Source organism: uncultured Sphingomonas sp. (genome assembly GCF_964244265.1).
Classification (GTDB): Bacteria; Pseudomonadota; Alphaproteobacteria; order Sphingomonadales; family Sphingomonadaceae; genus Sphingomonas.
On sequence record NZ_CAXTHV010000061.1, the window covers coordinates 1 to 5144 of the forward strand.

A 5144-nucleotide genomic window follows, 5' to 3' on the forward strand; every position below is an offset into this window, starting at 1 on the left:
TCGAGATGATCCACGTCAACATGCCGCGCTACGACCTCGAACGCTTCGGCGCCGCCCCGCGCGCGAGCCCGCGCCAGTCGGACGTGATGATCGTCGCGGGGACTTTGTGCAACAAGATGGCCCCGGCGCTGCGCCGTGTGTACGACCAGATGTCCGAGCCGAAATACGTCATCTCGATGGGCTCGTGCGCCAATGGCGGCGGCTATTATCACTACAGCTACAGCGTCGTGCGCGGGTGCGACCGGATCGTGCCGGTCGATATCTACGTCCCCGGTTGCCCGCCGACCGCCGAGGCATTGTTGTACGGGATCATGCAGTTGCAGCGCAAAATCCGCCGCGTCGGGACGATCGAGCGGTGAGCGAGCGAGGGCCCATCTGGCGATCGATCCTCTGGGTCGAGCGATTCCTGCCGACGCTCGCGCCGGCACTCCCCAAGTCGGAGCAAGCAGCCGTGGCTCGGCGTCGTGCGGCCTTTGTACCGCTGGTCGTCGTTCCGTTCGTGCTGATACCGGCGCTGCTCCGCAATCGCCACGAGCTCGGCATGATGCTGCGAGAGAATATCGTGGTCTTCCAGCAGATACTCCTGGGCTTCGTTATCCTCAGCGCGTTGGCCGTGGTGATCGCGGGCGTGGTGACATGGCGCGCGAAGTCGCCGTGGTGGGGCGATAGAGCGGTGATGCGGGTGCAGTTCTGGATCGCACTGATCGTGTTCGTGGCCGCGCTCGTCCATCTCGTGGCGAGCATCGAGGGGATTCGGTGGCATTGGCTTGCGCTGGTGTCGCTCGTGCTGACCGTCGGGACGTTCGCGCTGGTCGTGCTGCGGTGGAGGAATGCGCGCAATGCGTAGTCCAGCGCCGGCTTATACGTCGAACGAGGGCGTGATCGATATCGCCGAGAAGGCGCTTGGCGGCAAGGTGCTGTCCAGCCTCGAAGCGGCATACGAAGTTTCGTTTACCGTCGATCGCGAGAGCCTGATCGAGACGATGACGCTCCTGCGCGACACGCCCGGCCTGGAATACCAGCAGCTGATGGAGATTGCCGGGGTCGATTATCCGGAACGGCCTGACCGGTTCGAGGTCGTCTATTGCCTGCTCTCGCTGACCCGTAACCACCGCATCCGCGTCCATGTCCAGACCGACGAGATCAAGCCGGTGCCGTCGGTGACGGGCATCTGGCCGGTCGCCGGCTGGCTGGAGCGCGAAGTGTACGACATGTACGGCGTGCTGTTCGACGGCAATCCGGACCTGCGCCGCATCCTGACGGATTACGGCTTTGTCGGTCATCCCCAGCGCAAGGATTTCCCGCTGACCGGATATGTCGAGCTGCGCTATTCGGAAAAGACCAAGCGCGTCGCCTATGAGCCGGTCAAGCTGGCGCAGGATTTCCGCTCCTTCGACTTCATGAGTCCGTGGGAGGGTGCGGAATACATCTTGCCTGGCGACGAAAAAGCGCAAGGAATATCCGGGTTGCCGGAGCAGAAAGGCGCACCCACGCCCCTCAAGGCCGACGAGATCGCGAAGGCCGATGCGAACAGGTCGCCGACCTCGGCACCTGTTGAAACCAAGGTCACCGAGAGCACGGCGCAAACGGGGGCGGGCAAGCATTCACCGCATGCCGGCGCCAAGCCGGCCGATCCTGACGTCACCCCGAGCAAGGGTAGCGGCGGGGGCACCGGCGGAGGGCAGAATCAGTGACCGAGTATCTCGACCAGATCGAACATCGCACCGACGGCGAACATCCGACCGCCGGCGACGTGGAGATCCAGAACTACACGATCAATTTCGGGCCGCAGCACCCCGCCGCGCACGGCGTGCTGCGGCTCGTCATGGAGCTTGACGGAGAAATCGTCGAGCGAGTCGATCCGCATGTCGGGCTGCTCCATCGCGGCACCGAGAAGCTGATCGAATACAAGACCTATTTGCAGGCGCTGCCCTATTTTGACCGGCTCGATTACTGTTCGCCGATGTGCATGGAGCATACGTATGTGCTCGCGGTCGAGAAACTGCTCGATCTGGAAGTGCCGATCCGCGCGCAATATCTGCGCACCTTCTTCGCCGAGTTGACGCGCATCAAGAACCACATGCTGAACCTCGGTTCGCACGTCATGGATGTCGGTGCAATGACGCCGAACCTGTGGCTGTTCGAGCTGCGCGAAGATTGCATGAACTTCTATGAGCGGGCCAGTGGCGCACGGATGCATGCGGCTTATTTCCGCCCGGGCGGGGTGCATCAGGATGTGCCGCTCAAGCTCTTGACCGATATCGGCGACTGGCTCGATACGCGCGTACCGCGTCTGTTCGAGGACGCAATCAGCCTGGTCGCCGACAACCGCATTTTCAAGCAGCGCAATGTCGATATCGGCATTGTCAGCCGTGAGGATGCGGTGAAATGGGGCTTTTCGGGGCCGATGATCCGTGGATCGGGCATTCCCTGGGATCTGCGCAAGTCGCAGCCTTACGACGTCTACAGCCGGATGGATTTCGACGTGCCGGTCGGCACGCGCGGCGATTGCTACGACCGGTTCATGGTGCGCGTGGAGGAGGTCCGCCAGTCCGCGCGGATCATGAAGCAGTGCCTGAACGACATGCCGAGCGGCCCGATCGCCAGCGACGACCGCAAGGTCGTGCCGCCCCGGCGCGCCGAGATGAAGCAGTCGATGGAAGCGCTGATCCACCATTTCAAGCTCTACACCGAGGGCTTCCACGTGCCCGCGGGCGATGTCTACGTCGCGACGGAGAGTCCGAAGGGCGAGTTCGGCGTGTACCTGGTCGCTGACGGAACCAACAAGCCGTACCGCTGCAAGATCCGCCCGACGGCGTTCTCGCATCTGCAAGCAATGGATTTCATGGCGAAGGGCCACATGCTGGCGGACACGACGGCGATTCTGGGCGCGATGGATATCGTGTTCGGGGAGTGCGACCGGTGATCTTCCATCGCTTGAACGAGCAAGAACAGAAGAACGCGACGATCGCGCTGACGTTGATGCCTTTGCCGGTGTCGTTGCTGGCACGGGACATCGCAACCCCGCATGGGTCGGGCTTCGCCACTGCCTTTGTCGTTGCGATGCTCATCGCGGTAACGGGAATCGGTGCGCAAATATATCTGTCGGCCAAGGAGGACGCCGCGTCCAACTCCGGTGCCTGGCAGGACGACGACAATGGCTGAAGCCCCCGAAATCCCCGACGAAGCCGAGACCCGCGCGCGCTGGGGTGCGTTCGCGTGGACCGACGCGAACCAGGCCAAGCGCAACGAGATCCTCGGGCGCTATCCCAAGGGGCGCGAGCAATCGGCGTCGCTGCCGCTGCTCGACCTGGCGCAGCGGCAGGTCGGCGCGGAAACGAGTACGCAGGGATGGCTGCCGGTGCCCGTCATCGAATTCGTCGCGCGCGAGATCGGCGTGCCGTACATGCGCGTGTACGAGGTCGCGACCTTCTACACGATGTTCAACATGGCCCCGGTGGGGCGCTTCCATGTTCAGGTGTGCGGCACGACGCCGTGCATGTTGGCCGGCAGCGACGATGTGCTCGCGGCATGCCACAACAAGGGCCTGGTCAAGGGCCGCACCACGCCCGACGGTCTCTTCACGCTGACCGAGGTCGAATGCCTCGGCGCGTGCGCCAACGCACCGATGGTGCAGGTCAACGACGATAATTTCGAGGACCTCGACTATGATCGCACCGTCGCCGTGCTGGAGGCGCTGGCGTCCGGCGGCGCGGTGACGCCGGGTTCCCAGACCGGGCGGCGCGACAGTTGCCCGGCGGGCGGGCCGACGACGCTGAAGGACATGGTGACCGCGAACCACGATTACCGGGGGGAGTGGACGCATGGCTGAGGACAATATCGAGAACCTGACACTGCTCTTTATGCGGCGCCTGGATCAGCGGCTTGATCGGCTGGAGAACGACATCGGCGATATCAAGCTGCGAGTGACCGCGACCGAAGAGCATCTTGCTTCGATCATGATGTCGGTCGCCGGCCTTAATTCGCGAATGGACAAGGTCGATGCACGGCTGGCGCGTGTCGAACGGCGGCTCGATTTGACGGATGCCGGATAATGCTTGCCGACAAGGACCGCATCTTCACCAACGTCTACGGGTTCCAGCCGTGGACCCTCGATGCCGCGATCATGCGCGGCGACTGGGACGACACGCGCGGGCTGATGGCGCGCGGGCAGGACGCGATCATCGACGTCATCAAGGCGTCGGGCTTGCGCGGGCGCGGCGGGGCGGGCTTTCCGACCGGCACCAAATGGGGCTTCATGCCCAAGGAGCCCAAACCCGAGCGTCCCAATTTCCTGGTCATCAACGCCGACGAGTCCGAGCCGGGCAGCTGCAAGGACCGCGAGATCATCCGCCACGATCCGCACAAATTGATCGAAGGCGCGCTCATTGCCGGCTTCGCGATGCGCGCGCGTGCCGCGTACATCTATATCCGCGGCGAATATATCCGCGAGGCGGAGACGCTGTTCGCCGCCGTCGCCGAAGCCTATGACGCCGGGCTCGTCGGCAAGAATGCCTGTGGGTCGGGCTATGATTTCGACGTGTTCGTGCACCGTGGCGCGGGCGCCTATATCTGCGGCGAAGAGACCGCGATGCTCGAGAGCCTGGAGGGCAAGAAGGGCCAGCCGCGCCTGAAGCCGCCATTCCCGGCGGGGGCCGGCCTCTATGGCTGCCCGACGACGGTCAACAACGTCGAGAGCATCGCGGTCGCGCCGACCATCCTGCGGCGGGGTGCCGAATGGTTCGCGAGCTTTGGCGCGGAGAACAACAGGGGCACCAAGCTCTTCCAGATCAGCGGCCATGTGAACCGCCCATGCGTGGTCGAGGAGGCGATGAGCATCCCGTTCCGCCAGCTGATCGACGAACATTGCGGCGGCATCCGCGGCGGCTGGGACAATCTGCTCGCGGTGATCCCGGGCGGATCGTCGGTGCCACTCGTCCCGGCGGCAGAGATCATGGACTGCCCGATGGATTTCGACGGGCTCAAGAAGCTCGGCTCGGGCCTCGGCACGGCGGCGGTGATCGTGATGGACAAATCCACCGACATCGTCCGCGCCATTTCGCGGCTATCCTATTTCTACAAGCACGAAAGCTGCGGCCAGTGCACGCCGTGCCGCGAGGGCACCGGCTGGATGTGGCGCGTGA

8 protein-coding genes are annotated in these 5144 nt (G+C 63.9%); all 8 read left to right on the forward strand.

Annotated elements, in window-relative coordinates; genetic code table 11:
• A partial coding sequence (locus tag ACFE7K_RS15445; protein ID WP_375399084.1) for a NuoB/complex I 20 kDa subunit family protein occupies window positions 1–359 on the forward strand: 359 nt, incomplete at its 5' end.
• A complete protein-coding gene (locus ACFE7K_RS15450; RefSeq protein ID WP_375399085.1) occupies window positions 356–847 on the forward strand; it encodes a hypothetical protein in 492 nt (163 codons plus the stop codon). The genes ACFE7K_RS15445 and ACFE7K_RS15450, both read left to right, overlap by 4 nt.
• The gene (locus tag ACFE7K_RS15455; RefSeq protein ID WP_375399086.1) at window positions 840–1694 is read left to right on the forward strand and encodes an NADH-quinone oxidoreductase subunit C; all 855 of its coding nucleotides are present in this window, start codon (window positions 840–842) and stop codon (window positions 1692–1694) included. The genes ACFE7K_RS15450 and ACFE7K_RS15455 overlap by 8 nt, the downstream gene beginning before the upstream one ends.
• Complete coding sequence (locus ACFE7K_RS15460; RefSeq protein WP_375399087.1) at window positions 1691–2926, forward strand: NADH-quinone oxidoreductase subunit D; 1236 nt, start codon at window positions 1691–1693, stop codon at window positions 2924–2926. Before ACFE7K_RS15455 ends, ACFE7K_RS15460 begins: the two co-directional genes overlap by 4 nt.
• Complete coding sequence (locus ACFE7K_RS15465; RefSeq protein WP_375399088.1) at window positions 2923–3165, forward strand: hypothetical protein; 243 nt, start codon at window positions 2923–2925, stop codon at window positions 3163–3165. The genes ACFE7K_RS15460 and ACFE7K_RS15465 overlap by 4 nt, the downstream gene beginning before the upstream one ends.
• The gene (locus ACFE7K_RS15470; protein ID WP_375399089.1) at window positions 3158–3832 is read left to right on the forward strand and encodes a complex I 24 kDa subunit family protein; all 675 of its coding nucleotides are present in this window, start codon (window positions 3158–3160) and stop codon (window positions 3830–3832) included. The genes ACFE7K_RS15465 and ACFE7K_RS15470 overlap by 8 nt, the downstream gene beginning before the upstream one ends.
• Window positions 3825–4055, forward strand: a complete 231-nt coding sequence (locus ACFE7K_RS15475; RefSeq protein WP_375399090.1) for a hypothetical protein — start codon at window positions 3825–3827, stop codon at window positions 4053–4055. Before ACFE7K_RS15470 ends, ACFE7K_RS15475 begins: the two co-directional genes overlap by 8 nt.
• The coding region (nuoF, locus tag ACFE7K_RS15480) for an NADH-quinone oxidoreductase subunit NuoF (protein WP_375399091.1) at window positions 4055–5144 on the forward strand (1090 nt) is incomplete at its 3' end. The genes ACFE7K_RS15475 and nuoF, both read left to right, overlap by 1 nt.

What these genes read in the sequence shown, in the direction of transcription:
- ACFE7K_RS15455 (WP_375399086.1), top strand. Translation starts at nt 840, where the DNA reads ATGCGTAGTCCAGCGCCGGCTTATACGTCGAACGAGGGCGTGATCGAT.
- ACFE7K_RS15470 (WP_375399089.1), top strand. Translation starts at nt 3,158, where the DNA reads ATGGCTGAAGCCCCCGAAATCCCCGACGAAGCCGAGACCCGCGCGCGC.
- ACFE7K_RS15475 (WP_375399090.1), top strand. Translation starts at nt 3,825, where the DNA reads ATGGCTGAGGACAATATCGAGAACCTGACACTGCTCTTTATGCGGCGC.